The 22,528-nt window shown below is 61.5% G+C and carries 21 protein-coding genes; 10 read left to right on the top strand and 11 right to left on the bottom strand.

Features of this window, described 5'->3' with window-relative positions:
* Positions 1–45 precede the first annotated feature (45 nt).
* Both nudC and I5L03_RS05945 read right to left on the bottom strand, forming a co-directional pair.
* Positions 46–948, bottom strand: a complete 903-nt coding sequence (gene nudC / locus I5L03_RS05950) for an NAD(+) diphosphatase (RefSeq protein WP_197920842.1) — start codon at positions 946–948, stop codon at positions 46–48.
* The gene (locus I5L03_RS05945; RefSeq protein ID WP_197920841.1) at positions 945–2,282 is read right to left on the bottom strand and encodes a serine hydrolase domain-containing protein; all 1,338 of its coding nucleotides are present in this window, start codon (positions 2,280–2,282) and stop codon (positions 945–947) included. Before I5L03_RS05945 ends, nudC begins: the two co-directional genes overlap by 4 nt.
* 99 nt (positions 2,283–2,381) lie before the next feature.
* Between I5L03_RS05945 and I5L03_RS05940 the strand changes: the two genes are divergently transcribed.
* Positions 2,382–2,603: a hypothetical protein gene (locus I5L03_RS05940; RefSeq protein WP_197920840.1), complete on the top strand. Its 222-nt coding sequence runs from the start codon at positions 2,382–2,384 to the stop codon at positions 2,601–2,603.
* Here the strand turns inward: I5L03_RS05940 and mutY are convergent.
* A complete protein-coding gene (gene mutY, locus I5L03_RS05935) occupies positions 2,600–3,631 on the bottom strand; it encodes an A/G-specific adenine glycosylase (RefSeq protein WP_197920839.1) in 1,032 nt (343 codons plus the stop codon). The genes I5L03_RS05940 and mutY overlap by 4 nt on opposite strands.
* Before the next feature lie 29 nt (positions 3,632–3,660).
* On the opposite strand from mutY, the gene I5L03_RS05930 reads away from it, so the two are divergent.
* The 5 genes from I5L03_RS05930 (at position 3,661) to I5L03_RS05910 (ending at position 9,512) form a co-directional block, all read left to right on the top strand.
* Positions 3,661–4,239 (top strand): DUF721 domain-containing protein, encoded by a 579-nt coding sequence (locus tag I5L03_RS05930; protein ID WP_234035104.1) that lies wholly within the window; start codon positions 3,661–3,663, stop codon positions 4,237–4,239.
* Positions 4,236–4,946: a DsbA family protein gene (locus tag I5L03_RS05925; protein ID WP_197920837.1), complete on the top strand. Its 711-nt coding sequence runs from the start codon at positions 4,236–4,238 to the stop codon at positions 4,944–4,946. The genes I5L03_RS05930 and I5L03_RS05925 overlap by 4 nt, the downstream gene beginning before the upstream one ends.
* 107 nt (positions 4,947–5,053) lie before the next feature.
* The gene (locus I5L03_RS05920; RefSeq protein WP_197920836.1) at positions 5,054–5,812 is read left to right on the top strand and encodes a thioredoxin domain-containing protein; all 759 of its coding nucleotides are present in this window, start codon (positions 5,054–5,056) and stop codon (positions 5,810–5,812) included.
* A 17-nt stretch (positions 5,813–5,829) separates the two neighbouring features.
* Positions 5,830–9,252 (top strand): AAA family ATPase, encoded by a 3,423-nt coding sequence (locus I5L03_RS05915; protein WP_197920835.1) that lies wholly within the window; start codon positions 5,830–5,832, stop codon positions 9,250–9,252.
* A gap of 53 nt (positions 9,253–9,305) precedes the next feature.
* Positions 9,306–9,512, top strand: coding sequence for a hypothetical protein (locus I5L03_RS05910; protein WP_197920834.1), 207 nt, complete (start codon positions 9,306–9,308; stop codon positions 9,510–9,512).
* A gap of 9 nt (positions 9,513–9,521) precedes the next feature.
* Here I5L03_RS05910 and soxR read toward each other — a convergent pair whose 3' ends face one another.
* The gene (soxR, locus tag I5L03_RS05905) at positions 9,522–9,959 is read right to left on the bottom strand and encodes a redox-sensitive transcriptional activator SoxR (RefSeq protein WP_197920833.1); all 438 of its coding nucleotides are present in this window, start codon (positions 9,957–9,959) and stop codon (positions 9,522–9,524) included.
* Positions 9,960–10,105: 146 nt separating this feature from the next.
* Between soxR and I5L03_RS05900 the strand changes: the two genes are divergently transcribed.
* Positions 10,106–10,495, top strand: a complete 390-nt coding sequence (locus I5L03_RS05900) for a VOC family protein (RefSeq protein ID WP_199803223.1) — start codon at positions 10,106–10,108, stop codon at positions 10,493–10,495.
* Positions 10,496–10,498: 3 nt separating this feature from the next.
* On the opposite strand, the gene I5L03_RS05895 is transcribed toward I5L03_RS05900, so the two are convergent.
* Positions 10,499–11,884 carry a glutamate--cysteine ligase gene (locus I5L03_RS05895; RefSeq protein WP_197920832.1) on the bottom strand — a complete coding sequence of 462 codons (1,386 nt, stop codon included), beginning with the start codon at positions 11,882–11,884 and terminating at the stop codon, positions 10,499–10,501.
* Positions 11,885–11,973: 89 nt separating this feature from the next.
* Positions 11,974–12,732, bottom strand: coding sequence for a 16S rRNA (uracil(1498)-N(3))-methyltransferase (locus I5L03_RS05890; RefSeq protein WP_197920831.1), 759 nt, complete (start codon positions 12,730–12,732; stop codon positions 11,974–11,976).
* A 39-nt stretch (positions 12,733–12,771) separates the two neighbouring features.
* On the opposite strand from I5L03_RS05890, the gene ubiA reads away from it, so the two are divergent.
* Positions 12,772–13,683, top strand: coding sequence for a 4-hydroxybenzoate octaprenyltransferase (gene ubiA / locus I5L03_RS05885; RefSeq protein WP_197920830.1), 912 nt, complete (start codon positions 12,772–12,774; stop codon positions 13,681–13,683).
* Here the strand turns inward: ubiA and I5L03_RS05880 are convergent, their stop codons facing one another.
* The 5 genes from I5L03_RS05880 to I5L03_RS05860 form a co-directional block, all read right to left on the bottom strand.
* Entirely contained in the window at positions 13,684–15,066 is a 1,383-nt protein-coding gene (locus I5L03_RS05880; RefSeq protein ID WP_234035102.1) for a methyltransferase family protein, read from the bottom strand.
* A gap of 96 nt (positions 15,067–15,162) precedes the next feature.
* Entirely contained in the window at positions 15,163–16,524 is a 1,362-nt protein-coding gene (locus I5L03_RS05875; RefSeq protein ID WP_234035101.1) for an outer membrane protein assembly factor BamB family protein, read from the bottom strand.
* Between the two features lie 16 nt (positions 16,525–16,540).
* On the bottom strand, positions 16,541–17,335 hold the full coding sequence (locus tag I5L03_RS05870) for a tetratricopeptide repeat protein (protein ID WP_197920829.1): 795 nt from the start codon (positions 17,333–17,335) through the stop codon (positions 16,541–16,543).
* Positions 17,336–17,462: 127 nt separating this feature from the next.
* A complete protein-coding gene (locus I5L03_RS05865) occupies positions 17,463–18,602 on the bottom strand; it encodes a glycosyltransferase family 4 protein (RefSeq protein WP_197920828.1) in 1,140 nt (379 codons plus the stop codon).
* On the bottom strand, positions 18,599–19,465 hold the full coding sequence (locus tag I5L03_RS05860) for an alpha/beta fold hydrolase (RefSeq protein ID WP_197920827.1): 867 nt from the start codon (positions 19,463–19,465) through the stop codon (positions 18,599–18,601). Before I5L03_RS05860 ends, I5L03_RS05865 begins: the two co-directional genes overlap by 4 nt.
* A gap of 60 nt (positions 19,466–19,525) precedes the next feature.
* On the opposite strand from I5L03_RS05860, the gene I5L03_RS05855 reads away from it, so the two are divergent.
* The gene (locus tag I5L03_RS05855; protein WP_197920826.1) at positions 19,526–20,920 is read left to right on the top strand and encodes a protein adenylyltransferase SelO family protein; all 1,395 of its coding nucleotides are present in this window, start codon (positions 19,526–19,528) and stop codon (positions 20,918–20,920) included.
* A 151-nt stretch (positions 20,921–21,071) separates the two neighbouring features.
* Complete coding sequence (gene astD / locus I5L03_RS05850; protein ID WP_197921470.1) at positions 21,072–22,469, top strand: succinylglutamate-semialdehyde dehydrogenase; 1,398 nt, start codon at positions 21,072–21,074, stop codon at positions 22,467–22,469.
* The last annotated feature ends 59 nt before the right edge of the window (positions 22,470–22,528 follow it).

Below are 22,528 nucleotides of genomic sequence, written 5' to 3'. Positions count from 1 at the left end.
CGGCCTGCCTGCAAGACCAATCCTGCTGAATGCGGGCTGTATCGATCAGCTATCCGTTTCAGCCAGCCACCATGCAAGCAGGGTGTGGGCGATGGCCTCGTGCGGCGGGGCGACAAAACTTTTCGCCTCGCGGCCCATGCTCATTGCCTCTGCCACTTCTGCGCGGGAGAACCAGCGCACGTCTTCCATTTCGGTTTCGTCGATAGTGAGTTCGCGATTGTCGGCCCTGCCGTGGCAGCCGATCATCAATTGCGATGGGAACGGCCATGGCTGGCTGGCGACATAGGTCACGTCGCTGACCGTCACGCCCGCCTCTTCGAACGTCTCGCGAGAGACAGCTTCTTCCAGGCTTTCTCCCGGTTCCACAAACCCTGCAAGCGCGGAATAGGTGCCGTCCGGCCAGCCATGTCCGCGGCCGAGCAGAACGTCGCCCTCATGCTCGACCAGCATGATCGCGACGGGATCCGTGCGCGGGAAATGCGGCGCACCGCAACCGCCATTGTCTCCCAAGCAATTGCGCTGCCAACCGCCCTTGGAAAGCACTGTCGGCTTGCCGCAATTGGCGCAGAAGCGATGGCGCGCATGCCAATCGACAAGGCTGCGCGCTCCGGCATAAATCGCCAGATCGCGCGGATTGAGCTGCATCAGCAAAGCGCGATTGGCGCGCTGTTCATAGGCTTGCCGTGTGTCGCCCTTGTCAGGGACTTTCGCAAACAAAGGTGCGCCGTCTTTCAGGCCGAGATAGACAAGTTCCGCTCCTCGCGCCGCGTCATCGAGCGGACCGAGTACCAGCGCGTTGCCCTCCATCACCGGCATCAATCCGTCGAGAGCGAGCAAACGCGCATCGGCATGCGCCAATGCTGCGGCGAGCTTCTCGGGATCGGCGCGCGTGTGATCGTCCCGGTCCATGCCATGACCGGTCAGCGCTGGCTTGAAACCATGGCTCATTGCGAGACGAGCGCGAGTGCATCCTGCAGGGCGGTTTGGGTAAAGTCGGCCTGAAGCGGCAATTGCTCGGCCGGCATGTATTGCGTCATCATCGTCATGCGCAGACCAAGGCCCATATGGACGAGGCCAGCCGTACCGGCAGCGCCATACCAGCCGAACAGGCCAGCCAGATCGCCTGTCCCGACAAGGCCGCCAGCACCAAAGCCAAAGGTCACCGCGCCATTGCTGAAACGGCCATTGCTGGCGAGCGTATCGGGGAAAAGATCACTTGTGCCGAGGCGGACAGCATCCTCGCTCATCACCCGGACACCGTCGATCTCGCCCAGCCTGGCGAGCATTTGCAGGAAGCGATCGTAATCGCGCGCAGTGGAGACCAGCCCGGCCCCACCGAAGGGGAAAGGCGGCTCATCGAGATAGACCGTGCTGTTCGGCATATCGACCGGCATCGGCATACCGCCAAGCAGGAAGTAATTGGCCGTCATCCGGCCCGTATCGCTCGGCGAAATGGAGAAAGCCGTATCCGGCATGCCCACCGGATCGAAAATGCGTCGCTGGAGGAATGCGTCGAAGGCTTCGCCGGTCACGACTTCGATGACACGGCCAAGCAGGTCGATGCTCACCGAATAGCTCCAGCGTGTCCCCGGCTGCAGCGCGAGCGGCAATTCGGAGAGGTTGTCGGCAAATTCCTCGAGGCTCGGCGCAGGCTGACCGCCAAGAAGGTCCTGCGCCATCGGCAGGCGGCTGGATAGCGACGGCACGATCCCTGCGCGGCCATAGGCTGTGCGCAAAGGTCCTTGCTGCACGATCGTGTAACCCAAGCCTGCCGTGTGCGTCAGCAGGTGCCGGATCGTGATCGGTCGCACCGCCGGTTCCAGGTTGCTGGCAGTTATCGGCCCGTCATAAGTCTTCTGTACCTGCATGTTCCGGAAGCCGGGCAGGATCTCATGCAGCGGCTGGTCGAGTTCGAGCAGGCCATCATCGATGCACATCATCACGGCCATGCCGGTAATCGGCTTGGTCATGGAATAGATGCGGTAGAGCGTGTCCGGGCCCACGGCCCCGCCCACGTCAAAGCTGCGGGTGCCGCTGGCGATCACATCGGCCTCGCGCTCACCGAAGCCCATGGCGGTAACGATCCCGGAAAATGTGCCGCGCTGCATATAGCGATCGACCATGGAGGCAACCTGCGGCCAGCGCGACGCGGCATCCACCGATTGCGCAAAAGCGAGATTGCCGAGCGGCAGCGTGCTGGCCGCTGCACCTACGCCAAGAGCAGCGCCAGAACGCATGGCGGCGCGGCGGGAAAGCGGCAGGTTCAAAGCTTGATCGTACATTTGGGGGATTTCTCCGTTTCGGGATTTGGAGGCAGGTTTAGCAGCGGAATTCTCGGCAGCAAGCTTGCACAACTGGAGTGTATTACCTATATAAAACACATGTTCAATATAATCGCATTTATTCTCGGCCTGTTGTCGCTTGTCCTCGTTATTCCCGGCCTCGTTCCGGGTCTTGGTATCGCGAACTGGATTGCTCTACCATTTATCGTGGTCGGAATAATTTTCGGCCAGCTGTCGCGCAGCGATAGCGGACGCAATTTCTGCTTCGTCATTCTGGTGATCGCCGCGCTCCGGCTGACGCTGGGCGGCGGCTGGTTCTAATCGCGGTTAGCCAGCACCAGCCGCGCGGCTTTCGCAAACAGCGTCGGCAGGCCTGCTTCGTCCATTTTGTCAATCGGCCACCACTCGCCTTCGCCTGCTGGTGAAGGGTCTGCGTCCGCATGCTGCGCAATGCCGAGTTCGAGATCGAAATGGGTAAAGGAATGGCGCACCACGCCGGCTGCCTTCCACGCGCCTGGTACAGGAGCATCCTCGCTACCGTCGGCGCGCGCTGACCAGCCGTCATCCGGCAGAGCCCGCATTCCGCCCAGCATTCCCTTGCCCTCGCGAGTGACAAGCCAAACCTTTCCGTCGCGCTCTATCCAGAAAGCCGTGCCCGTGCGGCTCGGCTTAGCCTTTTTCGGAGCCTTGACCGGCAAGCGCAGCGGATCGCCGCTCTTTCGCGCTTCACACTCGGTGTGGAGCGGGCACAGTAAACACCGCGCATCGCGCGCCGTGCAGATCGTCGCCCCCAGATCCATCATCGCCTGCGCAAAATCGCCCGCGCGATTATCCGGCGTGATCTCATCCGCCCGCGAACGGATCGCCTTTCGCGCAGCGGGAAGCGGCTCTTCGATTGCAAAAAGGCGTGCGACCACCCGCTCGACATTGGCATCGACCACGACAGCCCGCTCGCCAAAGGCAATCGCGGCGACAGCGGCTGCTGTGTAATCGCCTAGGCCCGGCAGCTTTTTCAGCTCCGCCTCTGCCTGAGGGAAGCCGCCCATCTCCGCCACAGTCCGCGCGCATTTCACCAGATTGCGGGCGCGCGAATAATATCCCAGCCCCGCCCAAGCGGCCATCACGTCCTCTTCGGGCGCAGCGGCGAGCGCCTCGACAGTCGGCCAAACGTCCGTGAACTTCGCAAAGTAAGGCGCGACGGCCGCCACAGTCGTTTGCTGCAACATGACTTCTGAAAGCCATACGCGATAGGGATCGGGTCGCGACCCGCCGGGCGGTGCGCGCCACGGCAGATCGCGCGCGTGATCGTTATACCAGTCAAAAAGGCGTGAAGAGATGGTGGCAGTCACGCCGCGCCTATGGCATGAGAGGACTTCTCATGGAACGCGACGATAAACCGAAATCGGGGAAGACCGCCCCGAATGCTGCGAAGGCCGCCAAGCCGAGCGCGCGCAAGAAAGCGAAGCCCTACCAGAGACCGCGCGGCGGCCCGGCGAAGCAGGTATCGGATCTCGTCCCGCAGATCGGCCGTGCGGCCTTTCGCCGCTTCGGCTTCGTGCAAAGCTCCATCGTCACCCGCTGGCCCGAAATCGTCGGACCGCATCATGCCAAGGTTTGCACGCCGGAAAGCATTCGTTTTCCGCCGGGCGAGAAATCCGACGGGATCATGCAGCTGGTTGTGCTTCCCGCGCATGCGCCGCTGATCCAGCACGTGATCCCTGAAATTATCGAGCGGGTAAATCGCTTTTTCGGCTATAAGGCGGTGGCCAAAGTCAAGATTCGGCAAGGCGCGGTTAAGACGCCAAATGCTGGAGAAGGCCGCAAGGCGCCGCCCTCGCTCAAGCCCATTCCGATGGACCTTGGCGAAGGCCTTCGCGATATCGGCGATCCGGAGCTGCGCGCAGTATTGGAATCACTCGCCCAAAGCGTGGCGAACAAGGAGGATGACACGAAATGACGAGCTGGACTCTTTCTGGCTTTGCTCTGGTTGCAGCATCGGCATTGGCATTCACTGCCGCGCCCGGCGCAGCGCAGCACTGGAACGGCACGGTGGAGGAAACCGCACAAGGCTTTCGCCTTGGCGATCCCGATGCGCCGCTGCAGCTGATCGAATTTGTCAGTTACACCTGCCCCCATTGTGCACACTTCGAAGAGGAGAGCGAGGCGGAGCTGCGCTATCTGTACATACACGAAGGCTATGCTGCGCTGGAAGTGCGCCATCTGATCCGCAATATCGCCGATGTGGCCGCGGCGCTGGTGACCGAATGCGGCGAGACCGATCAGTTCTTCGTCAATCACCGCATCATGATGCATGAGCAGGGCAATTGGCTAGCCCGTGCGCGTGAACTCGCCCCCAGTCAGCAGGCGCGCTGGAATTCAGGCACACTCGCCTCTCGCATGCGCGCAATCGCCAGCGATCTTGAATTCTATGAGATGATGGAGCCGCAAGGCTACACCGTCGCAGAGCTTGACAGATGCCTTTCCGATGAAGCGCGCGCCGATCAGATTGTCGCTGCCTCAGGCGCGAATGCTGCCGAATTTAACGTACAGGGAACGCCCAGCTTTGTGCTCAACGGCACACTGCTTGACGGCGTGCATAGCTGGCCGCAACTCAGCCAAGTGCTGCTTTCCGAACGCGAAAACATGTCAACGAGCACCGAATAAGGGGAAAACCCTGTGTAAAAGCGCCATTTCCGGACCCCGGGCGCTTTTCGCTTGTGCTTGCATCTGTCTACCTTCGGGGTTCGTTTTTCGACGGGAATATAAGTTTGATGACCACTTCGCCGAAACGTCTTGCCTATTCGATCTTTGCTGCGCCAATCGCGTTGGCTCTCGCTGCCTGTAGCGGCGACGCTGGCGGCGGCGCAGTTGAAGAAGGCGATCCCATCGCCTCTATCGAAGCGCCCGAAGGCCAAGCCTGGACCGATATGGTCGAAGTCAGCGAATATGGCGGCTATGTGCTCGGCAATCCCGATGCACCGATCAAGATTGTCGAATACGCGTCGCTCACCTGCCCCGCTTGCGCCGCCTTTACGCAGGAAGGTGCAGAGCCGCTGAAACAAAACTATGTCAGCACCGGCGTGGTTTCCTACGAAATCCGCAATGCCGTGCTGAACATGTTCGATCTGACGCTGGCCGCAATGGTCCGCTGCGGACCGGATGAGGTGTATCACCCGCTGTCCGATCAGGTGTGGTACAATCTGGCCGCGCTGCAGCCGCAGATCCAGCAGGGCGCTCAAACATTGCAGACCGCAGGCGAGCTGCCTGAAGGCCAGCGCTTCGTACTCGCCGCAGATGCCGCAGGGTTTTATGATTTCTTCGCCCAGCGTGGTCTCAGCCGGGATCAGGCAGCTGCCTGCCTTTCGGACACCGAAAACGTTCTCGCAATCGATGAGCTTTGGCAGGAGCAGGCAGAGGAATTCGGTGTGCAAGGCACGCCAACCTTCTTCGTGAATGGCGGCCGGGTCGATGGCATCACCTGGGCCAATCTCGAAGAAGCTCTGCAACGCGCCGGCGCGCGGACCGAGTAAGGACAAGGCGGGCGGGGATGGAGTTTCGCAAGCTTCGCCTAAGCGGCTTCAAAAGCTTCGTCGAACCGTCCGAATTGCGCATTGAGCCGGGGCTGACAGGCGTTGTCGGCCCCAACGGTTGCGGCAAGAGTAATCTTCTCGAAGCTATCCGCTGGGTGATGGGCGAAAACTCGCCCAAAAGCATGCGGTCTGGCGGAATGGAGGATGTGATCTTCGCCGGCACTGCTGGTCGCCCTCCGCGCGATTTCGCCGAAGTCGTCCTCCACGCTGCCGATGATGATGGCGACCCGCTGGATGTCACGCGCCGGATCGAGCGCGGTGCAGGCAGCGCTTACCGCCTGAATGGCGATGATGTGCGCGCCAAGGACATCTCGCTGATGTTCGCCGATGCGGCGACGGGTGCGCATTCGCCCGCCCTCGTCAGCCAGGGCAAGATCGCTCAGGTTATCGCGGCCAAGCCTACCGAACGCCGGATGATGCTGGAAGAGGCAGCTGGCATTGCCGGTCTTCACGTGCGCCGCCGCGATGCCGAGAGCAAACTGCGCAGCACCGAGAAGAACCTCGAACGGCTTGAAGACCTCATGGCAGGACTCGACAGCCAGATTTCCTCACTCCGGCGGCAGGCCAAGCAGGCAGAGCGCTACAAGAAGCTGTCCGACCAAATCCGCATTGCCGAAGCACGGCTGCTGTTCGCCCGTTGGCGCGATGCGGCGGCGGCGGCAGAGGCGGCGCGCAGTCAGGCGAAATCTGCGGACGAGAAGGTCTCCAAAGCGCAGGAGGCCGCGAAGGCCGCACAATCCGCCCAGCACGCGCTCGCGGTAAAGCTCGCCGAATTGCGAGACGAGCTGGCGGACCGCCGTGACGATGCCAGCGCGCATGGCCACCGGATGGCAGCGCTTTCCAGCCAGCTTGAGGCAGCCGAACAGCGCCTGAAAGATCTCGACCGGCAGAAGACGCGGCTGGAGGAAGACAAGTTCGAAGCCGACCGCATGACGCAGGATGCGGCAAAGGCGCTGAAAGACCTAGAAGCGGCCCTGACAGCGGGCGAAAAGGCGCTCGAAGCGGATGAAGCCGCGCGGCCTGCCCTTGCCGCCAAGGTCGAGGACACCGAACGCGCGGGCCGCGCTGCTGAACTCGCTCTCGCCAATGCGACGGCCAACCATGCAGGCGTAGAAGCCGAATGGCGCGTGGCCGAGGCGGAGATCGCACAGGCGCAGTTGCGGCTCGACCGGCTGGAGGCGGAAGCGAAACGCATAACCGACCAACAAGCCGCGCTAACCGGCGAAAGCGATCCCGAAACCGATCTCGCAGCGGCCCAAGACGCTCTCTCCACCGCGCAGACGCAGCTTGGCGAATTGCGCGAGAAGATCGACACTGAGCGGAGCCGGAAGGATGCCCTCGCGCAGGCGCGCGATGAGGTTGCGGCAGCCTTATCCAGCGCCAAGGCGGAACTGGTCGGTGTCGAGCGCGAATTCCAGGCGCTTAGCCGCGACCGGGAGGCACGCGCACGGCAGAAATCGGGCAAGCATGGCCTTCCCGCTGCACTCGACCGGGTGGCGGCGGAGCCCGGCTATGAACGCGCTCTTGCTGCCGTGCTCGGCCGCGATGCCAAGGCGCCGCTCGGCTCGCCCGACAGCGGAGCGGAAGGTCGTTACTGGACCGGCTCCAAAGCGCCCTCTCCGGTGGCCGACAGTCTCGACCAACATTTGCGCGATTGTCCGGACGAACTCGCCGCGCGCCTAGCGCTGGTCCATGTCGTGGACGCGGACGATGGCCGCGACCTCGGTGCAGGCGAATGGCTCGTCACGAAAGACGGATTCCTGCGCCGCTGGGACGGCTTCGTCGCGCGCGGAGAAGGTGCTGCCGAAGCAGCGCGTCTGGAAGCGGACAATCGGCTCAAAGCACTCGAAGCCCAGCTTCCTGCTCTGCGCGAAGCAGCGGAAAAAGCGGAAAGCCAGCAGGCGGAGGCACAGGATGCGCTGGCCACTCTGCAACGCGAGCTGATCGCGCACGATCGCGCTCTGGCCGAAGCATCGGAAAGTGAACGGCAGGCCTTGCGTTCTCTCGATCAGGCTGAGGCGCGGCGCGAACGGCTCGCCACGCGCCGTGAGGAATTGGCCGATGCGCTGAAAGAACAGGCCAGCCAGCGCGATATCGCAGCAAACGAATTGGAAGCTGCCAAGGCCAAGCTGGCCGAATTGCCCGATCCCGAAGCTGGCCGTGCCTCACTGGATGCGGCGCGCGCCAAGAACGAAGCCACGCGCGAAATGCTGCAGGCCGCGAATGCCGCGCTCGCCGCGCATGATCAGTCGCTCGCCGGGCAACGCGAACGGGTGGCGGCCCAGCGCGCGGATATGAAGGGCTGGCAGGCGCGCGCGGGCGATGCGGCGGGCCGGCTTGCCGGCATGTCCGCGCGGTTTGAAGAGATCGAGGAAGAACGCGCGGTTATCGCCGCTAAGCCCGAAGGCCTGATGCGCGAAATCGAAGGCGGCGAAAAGGTGCGCGCACGGCTGACCGAAGAGCTCGCCAAAGCAGAGGAAGCCGTGCGCAGCGCCGAAGCCGAAGCGCGCGAGGCCGATAGCGCGCTCGCCGATCTCAATGAAGCGCTTTCCGCCACGCGCGAACACCGCGCCACGCTGGCCGCGCGGGCCGAGAATGAAGAGCAACGCCGCGAGGAAATGGCGCGGCTATCGGGCGAACGCTTCCAGTCGCCGCCTTCGATGCTGTCCGGCAAATTCGAATTCGACGAGGAGGAGGTAAAAGCCTCTGCCCTCGAGAATGAGGAAATGGACAGACTGGTCGCAAGCCGGGAGCGGATCGGCCCGGTCAATCTCGTCGCTGCGGATGAGTTGACGCGGATTGAGGAAGAGCACGGAGCAAGCGCTGCCGAGCAGGAAGAATTGGCCGAAGCGGTGCGCCGCTTGCGATCCAGCATCGGCAATCTCAATCGCGAGGGCCGCGAGCGCCTGCGGGCGGCATTCGAGGAGGTGGACGGCCACTTCCGCCGTCTCTTCACGCGCCTGTTCGAAGGCGGTCAAGCGCATCTTGCGCTGCTCGATAGCGACGATCCGCTCGAAGCGGGGCTGGAGATTTATGCCCAGCCGCCGGGCAAGCGCCTGCAATCGCTCAGCCTGCTTTCTGGCGGCGAACAGGCATTAACCGCAACAGCCCTTATTTTCGCGCTCTTCCTAACCAATCCGGCACCAATCTGCGTACTGGACGAAGTCGACGCGCCGCTGGACGATGCCAATATCGAGCGTTTTTGCGACCTGCTGGATAGCATGGTCCGCGAAACCAACACGAGATATCTGATCGTGACCCACAACGCCGTCACCATGAGCCGCATGCACCGCCTGTTCGGTGTGACGATGGTGGAGAAGGGCGTAAGCCGCTTGGTCAGCGTTGACCTGGGCGAAGCGGAAGCGCTGGCCGCAGAGTAGATTGGAACGCCGAAGCGGTCCCGACATTCTTTCCGGTGAAGGAGAGAATTGTCATGCCGCATTACTACGTCAAATCAGAAGCCAATGATCGCGGGGAGCACGTCGTTCATTCCGAGGAATGCCAATTCCTGCCGAATGAGGACAATCGCAAGGCACTCGGCGACTTCGCCAAATGCGAGACGGCAATGGGCCATGCCCGGGAAGAATTCAATTCAGTCGAGGGTTGCCAGACATGCTGCCCCGATTGCCACAGCGGCTAACGCATCAGGTCAATCAAGAACCGCTCGCGGCCCCGGACCCTTCAGCCCCAGGTTGTCATCCTTGTTGTAGAGTCGGCACTTCTCAAGGCTCAGACAACCGCAGCCGATACACTGATCGAGCTGATTGCGGGTGCGGTTGAGGAGCTTGATCTTCTCATCGATTTCGACGCGCATCTGGCGGCTGATGCGTTGCCAGTCGGCGAGCGTGGGGTTGCGACCCTGAGGAAGGCTGGCAAGCTGCTCCTCGATCTCCGCGAGGCCTAACCCAAGTTTTTGCGCGATCAGGATAAAGCTGACCCGGCGGATATCGCCGCGAAGGAATCGGCGCTGATTGCCGCTGGTGCGGATCGGATCGAGCAGGCCCTTCTCCTCATAAAAGCGTAGCGCAGAGACGGCGACGCCGGTGCGCCTTGCGAGCTGGCCGATGGTGATGAAGTTTGCCTGCATTCCCCTGCCCTAACGCGAATTTGTCTACAAAAGCTTGACCTCAACTTAGCTTGAGGTTGCATGAGTGTGCAAGCCACGATTCGCACGAACCTATGCGGAACCGCACGGATCGGCGCAAATAGAGGTACTTAGAAAAAGGACTTGCGATGAATACTACCACCATAACCGCACCCCGCATCGAGCATGTGAACCTTACCGTCAGCGATCTCGATCGGTCGATTGCGCTGTTTGAAGACTTGATGGGCTGGCGCACGCGCACCCGCGCGCAGCACGGCGTGCGCGGTGAATTTGCGCATGTCGGATCGGATGAGAGCTACCTCGCACTATGGGCCGACGGTGGCGACTACTCCGGTCAGGAAAAGGGCAAGCCGATGAACCATGTGGGGCTGCAAGTGCCTGACCTGACCGCTGCCGAAGATGCGGTGAAACGGCACGGCCTCGAAACCTTCAGCCATGGCAAATACGAGCCCGGCCCGCACAGCTTCTACTTCTTCGACTGGGACGGGATCGAGTTTGAGGTCGTCTGCTATGAGTAGGGATCAGAAGCTCTCTTCGTAGATCCGCGAAATGTCCCTGCCCCACTCGCCATGGTATTTGTCGAGCAGGACCTGGGCGGGGACTTTCCCGCTATCGACGATTTGCCGGAGCGGATTGAGGAAGCCGGTTTCATTATCGCCCATGGAGTTGAGCCTCCCGCGCGCGGCAAGGCCGGCATGGGCGATATCGAGCACTTCCCGCGCCAGATCGCGCAGGGCTCCGCCACCGGGAATGGCGGCGTCCAGACCCTGCGCAGGAACGGCATTGCGAAGGACCTCGCGCTCTTCCATCGACCAGTCCTTGACCAAGTCCCACGCCGCATCGAGCGCGGTCTCGTCATAAAGCAGGCCGACCCACAGAGCTGGCAAAGCGCAGATGCGGTTCCACGGACCACCATCTGCGCCGCGCATTTCAAGGAAGCTTTTCAGCCGCACTTCGGGGAAGGCGGTGGAGAGGTGATCCCACCAGTCGCTTTCGGTCGGCAGCTCACCCGGAAGGATGGACAGCTCGCCCTTCATGAAGTCGCGGAAACTCAGGCCTGCGGCGTCATGATATTTGCCATCGCGATAGACAAAATACATCGGCACATCGAGCATATAGTCGACATAGCGATCGTATCCGAAGCCATCTTCGAACACGAAAGGCAGCATGCCGGTGCGATGCGGATCGGTGTCGCTCCAGATATGGCTGCGATAGGATAGAAATCCGTTGGGCTTGCCTTCGGTGAAAGGCGAATTGGCGAAAAGCGCGGTGGCGAGCGGTTGTAGCGCCAGGCCGGTGCGGAACTTCTTCACCATATCCGCCTCTGAACTATAATCCAGATTAACCTGAATGGTACAGGTGCGCAGCATCATGTCGAGGCCAAGCGATCCGACGCGCGGCATGTGGCGCATCATGATCTCATAGCGCTGCTTGGGCATGACAGGCAGGTCTTCGCGGGCCTTGTCCGGCCACATGCCGAGACCGAGGAAGCCGACGTTGCAGTCCTCGCCGACGGTCTTCACTTGAGTCAAATGGCGGCCGGTCTCCGCGCAAGTTTGGTGCAATGTTTCGAGCGGCGCGCCGGACAGTTCGAGCTGGCCCGCAGGCTCTAGGCTGATCGTGCCGTCCTGACCAGACATGGCGATCACATCGACTTTGCCGCTCGGCCCCGCCTCTTCCACCGGCGCCCAGCCGAATTGGCGCATCGACATGAGTATATCGCGGATGCCGCCCTGCTCGCCGTAGCTAGGCGCGCGGTGATCGGTGGTTTTGTAAACAAGCTTTTCGTGTTCGGTGCCGATGCGCCATGCCGAAGCAGGCTTCTCGCCCGCCTGCATTGGTGCGGCCAGCTGGTCACGGTGTTCGATACGCGGTTCGTCGCTGCCGGATGCCTGCCGTGTGCTCATCAGCTCTCCTTCTCACTCGATCCGCGCCTTAGCCGATAGGTTCTGATTGGCCACGAAATTATTTGCTTACCCCACCGGCAAGCACGCTTTCACCAATCGCCTGCTGCGCCCATCCATAGGGAGACCGCTGCCATGGCCGCGGTTTCCCCTCGCAATATTCGCGGGCCGAGCGAAATTGGTTTCGCATTGGGGTGGGATCTGATGGCTTTACGCTCGGCATCGTCAAAGCCGCCTTCCGGGCCGGTGAGGATGGCAGCGGGTGCGGCATCCGGTGTGAAGGCGCGCACGGCGGGCTCCCCGCCCATCTCATCGGCGAAGAATAGGCGCCGGTCTGCAGGCAGTTCACGCAAGAAGTCTTCGATCCGCAAAGGCTGGGCAATTTCCGGCAGAGCCGTGCGCGCGCATTGCTCTGCCGCTTCAGTGACAATCCGCTCGGCACGATCGAGGTTGAGCTTGTCGGCCACACAGCGGCGCGTGATGACCGGATGAATGGCTGACACCCCAAGCTCGGTCGCCTTCTCCAGCACCAGATCGAAACGGTCTTTTTTCAGCAAAGCCGGGCAGAGCCAAAGGTCAGGCACATTTTCGCGCGGGCGAAGCATTTCCTTCACGCCCAGCGCGATGGCCCGCTTGCCCGGATCGGTCACTTCCGCAACCCATTCGCCTGTCCGGTTGTCGCACAGGATCACTGCATCACCGCGATCCAGCCGCATGACACGCGCCAGATAATGCGCCTGCTGGCCCTCCAGCGATAACGATTGCCCTTCGCCCAGAGGCGTGTCGACAAACAGCCGCGGCGCGCTGCGTGGGGGCCATGCCGGGGTCTTCGGGTCGTGCGTCGCGGGCATGGCTAGGCACTAAGACGAAGCATCGCTAACAGGCAAGTCATGAGCGCAGAAACCATCACTCCGGACAGCCAGCACAAATCGCTTGCCGAGCGCCTGCCGCAGCCGTTTCGCGACTATGCACTGCTGGGGCGGTTCGACCGCCCTATCGGCTGGTGGCTGCTGTTCTGGCCTTGCGTGTGGGGTGCGTGGTTGACGGGCGCGGGGCTGCAATGGCAGTTGCTCGCCTGGCTCCTGCTCGGCGCGATTGCAATGCGTGCGGCGGGCTGCGTGTATAACGATATCGTCGATGCCGATCTCGACAAACAGGTCGAGCGGACCGCGCTGCGCCCCATTGCCAGCGGTCGCGTCAGCAAGCGCGCGGCCTGGGTGTGGCTCATAAGCCTGTGCCTTGTCGGGCTTGTTGTCCTGCTCCAGCTCCGGCTGGAAGCGCAGTTGGTGGCGCTCGGCAGCCTCGTCATGGTCGCCGCCTACCCCTTCATGAAGCGGATTACATGGTGGCCGCAGGCGTGGCTGGGCTTGGTCTTCAACTGGGGGGCGCTGGTGGGCTGGATGGCGCTTCGCGACGACAATCTCGCCGTGATGTTCGCGCTCTATGCGGGCGCGGCCTGCTGGACCATCGGCTACGATACGATCTACGCTCTGCAGGACCGTGAGGATGACGCGTTGGTCGGTATCAAGAGCTCTGCCCTGCGTATGGGTGGGCGGGTGAAATCGGGCGTTGCCGCTTTCTATATCGCCGCGCTTGGCCTGTGGGCACTCGCGTTCTGGCTGCTTCGGTCCGACTGGATCGCGCTGCTCGCGCTCATCCCGCTGGCGCTGCACCTGTTCTGGCAAGTCGCGACTTTGGAAACGAGCGGCGCGGACAATCCACTCGATCGCTTTCGTTCAAATAGGTTTGCCGGGGCGCTGATGGCCACAGCGTGTTTTATCGTCGGGAACGCCGGAGCATAATCACTCCGCCGGTTGCGTCTCCATACGGCCCTGCCCTTTGCGCGGATTGGCCCAGTGCAGCAGCTTGGCGAGGCGCGAGGTGATGACCCCGTGCTCCTGCATCCAGTCGTAATATTCGCGGTATTTCGGATCTTCGGCGAGCAGATGCGCCTCTTCGGTGCGTGCCCGCCAATAATAAATGGCGCTCACCGCCATGATGAAAGCCGTGTTGCGGATCGCGTCGGTCAGAGAATCGCTGGTGACGAGGAATGGCATGGTCGCGCACCACCAGAATAGGTTCTTCGACACATAGGCAGGGTGGCGCGTGTAGCGATACGGTCCGTTGGTCAGCACGCCGCGATAGGTCAGGTTGGAAAAGCGAATACCGAAAGCCACGGTCGCCCAGGCATAGACTGCGGTCAGGAACACGAGCCATCCGGCCCAAGCCCATAGCAGCGCCGGATAATCGGCAAACCAGTATGCCCAGTCAGCAGTGTTCACTTCATAGTTGATGATATTGCCCAGCACGCCCCAAGCGAGCGGCGGGTAACAGGCGAACGCTGCGATCCAGCCGGAAAGGTAAGGATTACCGCTGCGAATATGCGCATCGAGCGGACGCATGGTGAGCAGATAGCCCACCGTGCCGATCTGCACGTCGATGACGAAAAGGATCTCGAACAGGAAAACGCCGAGTAACACCGGATTGTTCAGGATTTCCGACGTCTCGGTGTCCACGACGGTGGCGAAGCCGATCGGCAGGATGGAGATCATGAACGCGGTGAAAAAGCCCTTGATAATCCAGGCGCGCCAGTGCTTTTTCACCTGCTCGAAGTCATAGGCTTCCTTGCCAATCAACATCGCGCCGAAATGCCATGAGGAATCGCGCGGATTGGTCATCACCCGGTCGATCCAGATGACATAGGGTACACTCAGCACCACCAACGGGATAATCGCAGCGCCCAGCACGTTCATTGCGAAGAGGTAATTCCCCTCCCAATACCAGCGCCCGAGGCAATAAAGCCCGGCGATGATGAACCACGTTGCCCAAAGGCCGGCGAGCTTGGTGATCGAAATATCCAGCACATCGCTAAACGCGCGGCGATCGTCCCAATCGATGCCGGTGGTGGGGTTTCGATGCACCTTCTCGACGAACACGGACCAAGCAGCCATCGCGCCGCCTGTCAGCACCATCGCGAGCAAAGCGGAATATGGTCCGGACAGCCGCCCCAGATTGTTCGGAAAGCCCAAAGCCGCTGAAATCTCGGGGAAACTGCGCGCGAACAGAATGTAAGCGAGCAACGTGATCAGCCCGACGAACCCTACCCAGCCGGAAACGTCGCTCGCCGGAGGGCGCGGTGCATCCCGGACAGGGCCGGGCACCATGTCTGATGTGTGCGCATTCATCACGCCGTCGATTAGCCCAGAAGGGTTAAAGGCCGCGTAACGTCAAATGCCGCTGTCCCGCTGCGAGACGGCGACTGGTGAAGGATTTAACCGCGCTTAGCGGAAGGCGGTGATCCGCCCGCTATCGTCGAGGATATACATGGTGCTGTTGGCGATTACGGGCGGCAACGAGACGCCGTCATCGAGACGGGTGTAATCTGCGACAGTGCCCGTCATCGCATCGACCGATTTGACGTAACCACGCGAGCTGGCGATCCACAATCGACCATCGGCAAGCACCGGACCGGTCCAGAAAATCGGACCTTCGCGGTCTTCGGGATCGCGCCACTGCTCCAGCTGCGTCATCCAGCGAATGCGGCCGGTGTTGCGCTGGATAGCGAGAATGCGCGCATCATCGGTGAGAGTGAAAACCCACTCGCCCACGATGGTAGGTGCGGAAATACCCGCGAGCGTCAATTCCCAGATACGCTGGCCGGTCAGCAGCTCATAAGCTGCCATGCGGCCACCTTGGCCCAGAGCGTAAACGCGGCCCTGGTCGATAATCGGATCGGCGTCCACATCGGTCAGCGTGCCGACCTGCGTGGAAATCGAAGTACGCGCGAGCGCGTCAGACCAAAGTTCACGACCATTTTCATAACGATAGGCAACCAGCTCGCCCGAGGAGAAGCCCGCGATCACGGTGCCCTGCCCCGCAGCAGGAGCGGCAACGCCGAATACCCCGGACTGACCTGTGGCGGCGGCCTGCTGCCAGCTGACTTCGCCATCCTCGGTCGACAGCGCGAAAATCTGGTTGTCCTGCGTCATGACAAACACGTTGTTAAACGCCACGGTTGGTGCGCCGCGTAGCGGGCCTGAGGGCTTCACACGCCAGATCTGCTCTCCGGTCGCAGCATTTAGAGCCACCACATCGCCAACGCCGTTGGTCGCATAGATGCGTCCGCCATTATACGCCGCGCCGCCGCCGAATGTCGCATCTTCCAGATCGCCGGAAACCTCGATCCGGTGCTGCCAGCGCCGCGCGCCCGTATTGGCGTCGAATGCGTGGATCACAGCGCTGGTATCGACGGCGAAAACCATGCCATCGGCCGCGATCGGGGCCGAAGCGAGGCGGCGGGTGTTGGTCGTACCCGAAATCTGCGCGGTCCAAATGCGCGAAGGGTTCGTAGACAGCGTCACGTGCCCGGCCACCTTTGCAGCATTGCCGCCAGCTTGCGGCCAGCTGTCATTGGTCTGCGCAGGCGGAACCACCACAGCAACATTGGCCAGCGCGGGATCGGCGACGATTTCGGTAGCGATGCGCGAGAGGATCGGCTGGCGATTGCCGAGTGTCGGCGTTTCGTCCTCGTCATCGCCGCCGCCAAGGCCTAGCGTCTCACATCCTGTCAGGGCGAGAGCGCCGCAAAGGGCGATTGCGGTGGGAATGAATTTCATTTTCTTACGCATTGCGAAGGTGCTCATCGGCTTCCTGTAATCCTTATTCGACCAGCTCGACATCGGCAGCTTCTGCCGGGCCTTCGCCGGTGATTTCCGCCAGCGTCTCGTCGACATCTTCAATGGCATCGAAGCCCAGATATCCGGCCAGCTGACGGGTGCGGCCCCTGATTGACGGGGGCACGTCGTCATTCTGCGAAACGGCGATCAAAAGCGGACCGGCCTGGTCACGCTGATCGAGCGCCAGATAGGCATGGGCCACAAGTTCGCCCGCGCTGCCGTAATAGGGATTGTCCGGCTGTGCGAGCGGACCGATGCGGCTGATCACCTCCTGCGGGTCCATATCGTCAAACTGCAGCGTGACAGAGCGAATCGCTGCAAGATCGCGCAATTCGGCAGGCAATTCGGAATTGTTCGCGACACCGTCGAACAGCGCGACCGCATCGTCGGTGCGATCCTGCTGAATAGCGATCCCGGCGCGCAGCATTGCGGCCATTGCCGCTGCGCCATCGGTGCCTTCGGAAAGTTCCCGCAAATCGCCATCGGCAATGTCGACATTGCCCGCTTCCAGCTCATCCATCGCCAGGATGATCTGCTCGGACTGCTCATCCAGGGCGCCTTCGGATCGCGACTGCCAGAACAGAAACGCACCAAGGATCGCCATGCCCAGAACGAAGACGATGCCCAGAGGCCAGCCGTATTTCTTGGCGAAAGTGGTGACTTCATCCTGGCGAACCGCCTCGTCCACTTCGCGCATGAGCATTTCCTGCTCTGCATCCTTGCGCTCGGCAGGTTTCTTGTCAGCGGTGCTGTCTGTAGGGGTTGGTTTGCGTGCCACGTGTCTTGTCTATCATGCGGATTGAGAATGTTGCGCCCCTCCCTAGCGGATGGGCGGCGCTTTTCAATCGAAGATGCAAGGCTGTCCCCGCTGCGCTGAACCCCGGCTGAAGCGGCGATCGGCGCGATCAGGCCTTGGGGTACTTTTCCATGAGGCCCCAATACAGCGCGCGGTATCGGTCGATCATGCGATTTTCATCGAATTCGGCGCGCGCCTTGTCGCGATTGGCCTTGCCGATCCGCTTGCGCGCTTCTGCATCGACGGAGAGTTTGGCGAGCGAATTGGTGAGAGCTTCCTGATCGCCTGCATCCACCAGCATCGGCCCATTCTCACTCGCGACCATGCTGCCGATATCGCCGACACGCGGCGCGACGATGGGCAGCCCGGCGGACATTGCTTCGACGACCGAGATCGGAAACTGCTCTGATTGGCTGGACAAGGCGAACATATCGAACAGGCCGATAAGTTTTTGTGGCTCCTTCACAAAGCCGGGCAAGTGCACGCGGTCTTCCAGCCCCAGCCGTTCAGCCTCGGCCAGCAGTGCATCGCGTTCCGGGCCCTCACCTGCGATCACCAATTGCCATTCGTCGGGCAGGCTCGCCATGGCGCGCACCAGCATATCGAGCTGTTTGACGGCACGCAGTCCCGCCAGCGTCCCGAGCCAGAATTCGTCCTTCCGCTTGATCAGGCCGGGCAGCAGATCTCGCTTGGCAGGGGCGGCAAAGGCGCGTGTGTCGATCCCATTGGGAATACGGCGTACCCGGGTGCGCGGCTGGTCCCACGTGTTGAGCGCAATATCCTCCAGCTTGGCAGAGGGCACGACCAGCGCGGCCGTGCGCCCGAGCGCGATCCGCCGATACCAATTGCGCCGCCGCTTAAGCCGGTTTGCCTCATCCTCGTTAAAGCCATCCTCATGATGCACCAGCGGCGGCAGCTTGAAGGCATCGGCAAACACGGTATGCGCCATAACCGCATCGATCGCGCCCCAATTATAGGTGCAGATGAGATCATACCCTGCCATGGCCTGGGCAATATTCTTCAAGCGCCCCGGCGTCGGCTTCCCGCGAAGAGAAGGGAATTTCGGCCAGTTGATACGCGGTTTCGATCCGATAAGGTGCGCCGCCCCGCGTTTGTCGAGATAGCCCGAGACGATCGCGTGGTCGACATCCTTGCCCCACGCATTGATGAGCCGGACGCAGCGCAATTCCTTTCCGCCCGGATCGAATGTCGAATGCAAATGCAGGATTTTGGGGACTTTGCGGCTCATGCGATTTTACCAAGCAATTTGGCAATAGCCTGCTGCGCTATAGGCTCTGCGAGAGTGGGCGCATGGCCGACGCGCGGCACGGTGACTGCTTCCAGATCGGGCACTTCCCGCTCCATTTTCGCAAGCGTCTCTGCCGAAAGCAGGTCCGACAGCTCACCGCGCAGTGCCAGCACCGGCCGCCCAGAGAGCGATTTGAGCAGCGGCCACATGTCGAAATCCACACCTTCGGGCTGGTCGTCGAAAGGATCGGCGATGTGCATATCGTAGTCGAAAGTGATGCGGCCATTGCCGCTGAGGCACATCACCCGCTTGGTGAAGTCGAGCCATTGCTGCGTATCGTAATCGGGAAAGGCGACGCCATTGGTTTCCTTGATAGCCCGAGCGGCGTGCATCCATGTTGGATAGCTGCGCCCTTGCCCCACATAGTCCTTGATGCGCTCGAGGCCATCGGGCTCGATCACCGGGCCGATATCATTAAGCACAACGCCAGCAAAGCGGCTGGCATCCTGCCCCGCCATCAGCATGGTGATGATCCCGCCGAGCGAGGTGCCGATGGCAACGACCTGCTTCAGGCCCGCCTGCTCGAACAGTGCATCGATATCCTGGGCATATTGCAGCGGGTTGTAGCTGCCCGGATCCTTGGCGTATTCGCTTTCCCCGCGACCGCGCAATTCCACACAAATCACGCGCCATTCCCCGGCGAAAGTGTCGGCGATCGGCTCAAAATCGCGGGCATTGCGCGTGAGGCCGGGAAGGCAAAGAATCGGCGGACGATCATCGCGCCCGGCGTAATCGCGGTAATGCAAGGTCAGCCCATCGGCGCTTTGCCATGTGCCATCTTCGTAGGCCGGTGCTGCCAACATGCTTCCCCTGATTTCACGTCCACCTTGCGGCGGAGCCTGCGGAGCGCCACTAATGCAAACATGCGAGCTGAACCGCAACCTGCACCGTACACACCCGATACAAAAATCACCGAAATCGCGCCATTTCTGGCCGATCCGGTGAAGGCGGCGGAGTTTCCCGCGCACCAATTGCGCTTTCGCAATAGCCGCTGGGATGCAGCGGTGGGGCTGGAAAGCCTCTCCGATGATGACTGGGTGAATCATTTCGGGCGATTCGAACCGATGCCGCGTAATCTGCCGCAGCCGCTAGCGCTGCGATATCACGGCCACCAATTCCGCAATTACAATCCCGAGATCGGCGATGGCCGCGGCTTCCTGTTTGCGCAGATGCGCGATGGCGATGGCCGCTTGCTCGATTGCGGCACCAAGGGCAGCGGCACCACACCCTATAGTCGCACCGCCGATGGGCGGCTGACACTGAAAGGTGCGGTGCGAGAAATCCTCGCAACCGAAATGCTGGAAGCGCTCGGCGTCTACACCTCGAAGACCTTCTCCGTCGTCGAGACAGGAGAGGAGCTGTGGCGCAATGATGAGCCTTCGCCCACTCGCTCAGCAGTGATGGTGCGGCTCAGCCACGGACATATCCGCATTGGCAGTTTCCAGCGTCTGATGGTGCTGGAGGAGCATGCGGCACTCGCGAAGCTGGTGGACTACTGCCTCGATGCCTTCCCCGGCCCTCGCCCACCCGAAGATGCGCCGGGACGCGATGAGCCCGCGGTTATCCTGCTTCACCAAGCGACAGAACGGCTCGCCGATCTGGCGGCGAGCTATATGGTCGCAGGCTTCGTCCACGGCGTGCTCAATACCGACAATATGAACATTACGGGCGAGAGTTTCGACTACGGACCATGGCGCTGGCTGCCCGCGTGGCAGCCTGAATTCACCGCTGCCTATTTCGACCAGACGGGTCTTTACGCATTCGGTCGCCAGCCCGAAGCGATCCGCTGGAATCTGCACCAGCTCGCCATAGCCCTGCGCCCGCTCGCCGAAAGCGATGCGCTGATTGCTGCCCTCGAACGATTCGGACCGCTCTATGCCGAGGCCATGATGAGGCGTTTCTGCTGGCGGCTTGGTGTAGAGCGCCGCTCTGCCGAAGAAGACGCCGCGCTAATCGAAGCGGCGGAGGTGACGATGCGTGAGGAGAAGATCGGGCCGGACGCCTTCTTTTATCGCCACCGCGGTGGCCGGGACGCAACCGGCGTGCTGGCAACGGCGCTCAACGGCGTGAGAGCAGTCGAGAGCGATCACGCCTACTGGTCCGATGGCGTGGAGCAGAGTATGCTCATCGACGAGGTCGAAACAATCTGGGATGCGATAGCCGAGCGCGACGATTGGCAGCCCTTGCACGATAAGATCGCGGCGGTGCGCCAGATGGGACACGCGCTTGGCGAATCGCCTATCCCTGCAGGCCATTGAGGGCGCATTTCTCCCACTCATCGACCGTCCCAAAATGTCTCATTTGATTTACATTTGTTGATGCCCTTTGCGCCATCGGGATCGAACCGTTAGAGGCATGCCAAACGCTTCTTTGTGAAAGTTATGTGAATTGTCCGCGACCCAGGAATTGATTTCATTCGAACCGGCAACCGGCGCCGAATTGTGGCGCGGCGAACATGGCAATGTGGACCAGCTTGTCGCCAACGCGCGCAAGGCGTGGCCACAATGGGCTGCCCAGCCGCTCGCCAATCGCATCGAGCTGATGCGCCGTTTCGTGAATGAAGTCCGCGCAGATCATGATGAGCTTTCAGAACTGATCGCGCGCGAGACGGGCAAGCCGCTGTGGGAAGCGCGCACTGAAGTCGAGGCGGTGATCGCCAAAGTCGATATTTCGGTAAACGCCTATGCTGAACGGACCGGCCAGCGAAAGCTCGACAGCGCGCTGCAAGGCACCGCTGCTCTGCGTCACAAACCGCATGGCGTTATGGCGGTGCTCGGCCCATACAACTTCCCCGCGCACCTGCCCAACGGCCACATGGTCCCGGCGCTTATCGCAGGCAATTGCGTCATCCTGAAGCCATCGGAAAAAACTCCGGCGGTCGGCGCAAAGCTGGTTGAGCTGTTCAACCGCTCGGGCATCGCGGAGGGCGTGGTCCAGCTACTGATCGGCGGACCGGATGAAGGCAAGGCGATTGTCGCGCACCGCGATGTAAACGGCGTGCTGTTCACCGGTTCTGCCCAGGTCGGCATTGCCATCAACAAGAAGCTGGCGACCGATCCGGGCAAGATCCTGGCGCTGGAAATGGGCGGCAACAATCCCATCGTGCTGTGGGATACGCCCAAGATGAGCGATGCTGCGGCGCTCATCATCCAGTCGGCTTTCACCACCGCTGGTCAGCGATGCACCGCGGCGCGCCGTCTGATCGTCAAGTCGGACCTTTACGATGAAGCCATTGCCGAAGTGAAGGCGCTTACCGACCGCATCATTGTGGGCGGACCGTTTGACGATCCTGCGCCTTTCATGGGACCGGTCATCGACAATGCGACAGCCGACCAGCTGACCGAAAGCTTCGTCTACCTGCTATCCCACGGTGGCAAGGCGATCAGGCATATGCGCCGTCTGGAAGACGACAAACCTTTTGTCACTCCAGCGATCATCGACACGACCAACATGCCGGAACGGCCCGATGTCGAATTGTTCGGTCCGCTTTTGCAGGTGATCCGGGTGGACAGTTTCGATGCTGCCATTGCCGAGGCGAACAATACGCGCTTTGGCCTTTCGGCCTCGCTCGTGGGCGGAAATCCGCAGCAGTATAATCGCTTTTGGGCGAATGTTCGTGCAGGCATCGTCAATTGGAATCGCCCGACCAATGGCGCATCCTCTGCCGCGCCTTTCGGCGGGATCGGCTTTTCGGGCAACCATCGCCCCGCCGCTTTCTATGCTGCCGATTATTGCGCTTATCCGGTCACCAGCACGGAAATGGAACAGCCGCGCGCCAGCGTCGGCGTAGGTTTCAAAGGCGGATAATCTTGCGCTCAAACCAGCGCGCGCTTGCGGCGGCTTTCGCGAGCAGCTAGCGCGCCGGG

The sequence above is a fragment of the Aurantiacibacter sediminis genome (assembly GCF_016019885.1).
GTDB lineage: Bacteria > Pseudomonadota > Alphaproteobacteria > Sphingomonadales > Sphingomonadaceae > Alteraurantiacibacter > Alteraurantiacibacter sediminis.
This window is presented reverse-complemented; position numbering and strand designations above follow the sequence as displayed.